Origin of the sequence: uncultured Rothia sp. (assembly GCF_937976295.1) — a bacterium.
Taxonomy (GTDB): Bacteria; Actinomycetota; Actinomycetes; order Actinomycetales; family Micrococcaceae; genus Rothia.
Genome location: NZ_CALJRY010000303.1, coordinates 1 through 2,986 on the forward strand (window position 1 = coordinate 1; position 2,986 = coordinate 2,986).

The following is a 2,986-nucleotide window of genomic DNA, read 5'->3' on the forward strand; positions in this document are numbered from 1 at the left end:
TGGACGATATGGACATCGTGGATCTGCGCACGATTGCCCGCACTGTCGGCTTTGGCGAGAACCCCGACCTGGAGTTCCCCCTGCAGCCTCGCGGTTTCCGTCTGCTTGCCGGTATTCCGAGCATCCCGAACGCTATTTCTGAGCGTCTGGTGGAGCGCTTCGGCAGTCTGCAGGCCCTGATGGCGGCGTCCCTTGAGGATCTGCGTGCCGTGGACGGTGTGGGTGAGGCTCGTGCCCGCACAGTGCGTGAGCAGCTGTCCCGCATGGCGGAGAGCAGCCTGGAGAAGTACCTCTAGCAAAAGACCCACACGAAAAGCCCCCGCGCCAGAGAATATCTGGCACGGGGGATTTTTCACGCCCACACAGGGGCGAAAACACGCAGGGTGAAAACTACAGAAGTGAACTACTGAATCACGAAGTTCACCGGAGCCGAGCTCACACCATTGACGGTAGCCGAAGCCCAGTAGGAACCCTTCTGAGCGGTCGAAGCAGAGGAGCAGCCCAGAACGTTGATCTTACGGTCCCACGCCAGGTCGGTTGCACCCTCAGCACCTGCGGCTACCTCAGACTTCTGAACGGCGGTCGCCTCGCACAGGCTGCGGGTGTACACCTGAGCCGCACCGGAAGTAATCTTCAGATCAACGCCGGTGTTCGCGTCCTCACCGCCCACAGCGCAGGGGGTCTTCGAGGAGTTCGTGTAGGTCACGTGGAAGGACACCTGCTCACCGGCCGCGAAGGTACGCTTCGCGGGGGTGACGGTCACCTTCAGGTCGTTCGCGGTGCACGCCGCAACAACAGCCGCAGTGGTCACGCTCGGAGTCGGTGCGGGGGCAGTCGGGGTCGCCGCGGGAGTAGTTGCCGCAGGGGTTACCGCAGCGGTGGTCACGCTTGCAGTGGGCGCCGCAGAAGCGGTCACCGAGGGGGTTGCCGAAGCAGTAGCCGACGCGCTTGCAGAGGCAGTCGCGCTAGCGGAGGGGGTTGCCGAAGCAGTTTCGGAGGGGCGAGCACTGAAGCTCTGGAAGGGCGCACCGGAAGCCGTCGCAGTGGAGGCAACAGTGGCATCCTTCTTGCCGTTAATCATGCCGACCATGGAGGTCACGCCGGCAACCAGCAGCAGAATAATAGCGAGCAGAGCAATGACCGCCACGATACGACGACGGCGGTACACTTCGGGAGGCAGAACGGGACCATTTTCAGACATACCCTTAAGGATACCGGGTTTACCCCTGAGATTCACAGTGAACTCTGTTCATGCAGTTTTGGGAATATATGCCCTGTGGCGTAGGCTTTTCGGATGACCTCAGAGCCCAAACGCACCGCACGCACACGCCCCGAACCCACCCTGCCCGAAGGCACAAATACCGAGGCGCTCCACCACCGAATCAACCGGTGGTTCCTCGACCAGGCACGTGATTTGCCGTGGCGTCGCAACGAGTGCACCCCCTGGGGTGTGATGGTCAGCGAGTTCATGCTGCAGCAGACCCCCGTCAAGCGCGTTCTACCCGTGTGGGAGGAGTGGATGCGCCGCTGGCCCACCCCCGCCGACCTTGCCGCAGAGCCCGCCTCGGAGGCGGTGCGCGCCTGGGGCCGACTGGGCTACCCGCGCCGCGCGCAGCGTCTGCACGGTGCCGCTGTAGCGATTGTGGAGCAGCACGGCGGTGAGATTCCCGCCGACTACGAGGCGCTGCTGGCTCTGCCGGGCGTGGGCTCCTACACGGCGGCGGCGATTAGCGTGTTCGCGTTCGGTTTGCGCGCCACGGTGATTGATACGAATATCCGCCGCGTGCATGCGCGCGCCGTCTCTGGCAAGGCGCTGCCTTCCCGCTCGTTGACGGCGGCTGAGACTCGCCTGGCGGAGGCGCTCATGCCCACCGACACCCCCACCTCATGCCTGTGGAATGCGGCGACCATGGAGCTTGGTGCGCTGGTCTGCACGGCGAAGTCCCCGACCTGCGAACTGTGCCCGGTTGAGGATCTGTGCGCCTGGGTTGGGGTGGGCAAGCCGGAGGCGGACTACACCCCCAAGAGCCAGAGCTGGCACGGCACGGACCGTCAGGTGCGCGGGGCGGTCATGGCGGTGCTACGTGCGGCGCATGAGCCGGTGGATCGCGGCCTCATCCTGGGTGCGGGTGCAGCCTCGGGCGGCGATACGGCATCACCCACTGCAGCTTCTTCACCCGATTTGGCGTTCCCCGCGGATGCACCCGCCGCGCTACACCGCCCGCTCAAGGCGCTGTACGCGCTCTCCCCCGCCGCCGAGCAGCTGCAGCGCTGCTACGCGGGGCTACTGGCGGACTCTCTGGCGCGCGAAGTCACGCGGGGCGATGCAGTGCTCGTCTCGCTCTAGTACCCGCCGCAGAAAGGCTCCTAGAGCCTCCCAAGACCTTGCACGCAAACACAGAGAAACGCCTGAGGGGCGGTACCGAATCATTCCGGTACCGCCCCTCAGGCGTTTAGTGCGCTAGAACTTAGCTATTGAGAGCCTAGTCGTTGCCCTGAATATCAGCTGCGGGAACCTCAGCGGCAGGCACCTCAGCTGCGGGAGCCTCAATTGCGGGAGCCTCAGCGGCTTCTTCGTCCAGCTCATCCACCGAGTCCAGAGCCAGCTCCTTCATCGGCTGAGAAGAGAAGACGAACTTCGCGGCGTCGCCCTCACCCTCAACGTCCACGGTGATCTTCTCACCGGGCTTAATGTCGCCGAAGAGGATCTTCTCAGACAGGGCGTCCTCAATGTTGCGTTGCATCTCGCGGCGCAGCGGGCGAGCACCCATGGACGGGTCGTAACCCTTAGCCGCCATGAGAGCCTTCGCGGGGTTGGTCAGCTCAATGGACATATCCTGCTCCGCCAGGCGCTTAGCCAGGCGACCCACGAACAGGTCCACAATCTGCAGAATCTCAGACTCGGAGAGCTGCGGGAAGACGATAATGTCATCCACACGGTTCAGGAACTCGGGGCGGAAGTGCTCCTTGAGGTTCTCCATCACAC

3 protein-coding genes and 1 pseudogene are annotated in these 2,986 nt (G+C 63.8%); 2 read left to right on the forward strand and 2 right to left on the reverse strand.

The window, feature by feature from the left end; all coding sequences use genetic code 11:
* Positions 1–296: helix-hairpin-helix domain-containing protein (locus tag Q0216_RS08155; RefSeq protein ID WP_298594418.1), on the forward strand; the 296-nt coding region annotated here is incomplete at its 5' end.
* Positions 297–403: 107 nt separating this feature from the next.
* Here Q0216_RS08155 and Q0216_RS08160 read toward each other — a convergent pair.
* Positions 404–1,201 (reverse strand): hypothetical protein, encoded by a 798-nt coding sequence (locus Q0216_RS08160; RefSeq protein WP_298594420.1) that lies wholly within the window; start codon positions 1,199–1,201, stop codon positions 404–406.
* 93 nt (positions 1,202–1,294) lie between these two features.
* On the opposite strand from Q0216_RS08160, the gene Q0216_RS08165 reads away from it, so the two are divergent.
* A complete protein-coding gene (locus Q0216_RS08165) occupies positions 1,295–2,347 on the forward strand; it encodes an A/G-specific adenine glycosylase (RefSeq protein ID WP_298594422.1) in 1,053 nt (350 codons plus the stop codon).
* A gap of 136 nt (positions 2,348–2,483) precedes the next feature.
* On the opposite strand, the pseudogene Q0216_RS08170 reads toward Q0216_RS08165, so the two are convergent.
* Positions 2,484–2,986 (reverse strand): annotated as a pseudogene (locus tag Q0216_RS08170) (NDP-hexose 4-ketoreductase); the annotation flags it as partial.

Excerpts from the sequence above, each read along its gene's own strand:
- Q0216_RS08160 (WP_298594420.1), bottom strand. The coding sequence starts at position 1,201 with ATGTCTGAAAATGGTCCCGTTCTGCCTCCCGAAGTGTACCGCCGTCGT.
- Q0216_RS08165 (WP_298594422.1), top strand. The coding sequence starts at position 1,295 with ATGACCTCAGAGCCCAAACGCACCGCACGCACACGCCCCGAACCCACC.